Source organism: Lyngbya aestuarii BL J, assembly GCF_000478195.2.
Classification (GTDB): domain Bacteria; phylum Cyanobacteriota; class Cyanobacteriia; order Cyanobacteriales; family Microcoleaceae; genus Capilliphycus; species Capilliphycus aestuarii.
Map to the genome: position 1 here is coordinate 1 of NZ_AUZM01000365.1, position 439 is coordinate 439.

At 38.5% G+C, this 439-nt stretch carries 1 pseudogene; it reads right to left on the bottom strand.

Features of this window, described 5'->3' with window-relative positions:
• Positions 1-439: pseudogene (locus M595_RS31455) on the bottom strand (hypothetical protein); the annotation flags it as partial.

The following is a 439-nucleotide window of genomic DNA, read 5'->3' on the forward strand; positions in this document are numbered from 1 at the left end:
ATCTAACACCTCTCCTAACTGATAATCAAAGCCAAATTCTGTGGGAATCGGTTCAGTTAATAATTCAGTCACCAGATTTTTATTGAGGATTTCCCAAAAGTCCGTTTCATTGGGATAATTGACGAGAAAATCGTCAATATAATTAGAAATCTGAGTAAATTCTGGATACTCAAACGGATCATCTATACCGATTCCTTCTACATAATCATAGCTGGCAACCAGATCAATAACACCTTGACCTTGATGTTCAATTGCGTAATCTTCTAACACAAATGACCAAGATTCATCTAAATTCACTTCTGTTCCCGGTGTTCCAGTGACGATGCTAGACCGAGGAATAAAAACATCACCAGAACCGGATTGAACACCAATGTCAACGGTGAGAGAATCTAACACCTCTCCTAACTGATAATCAAAGCCAAATTCTGTGGGAATCGGT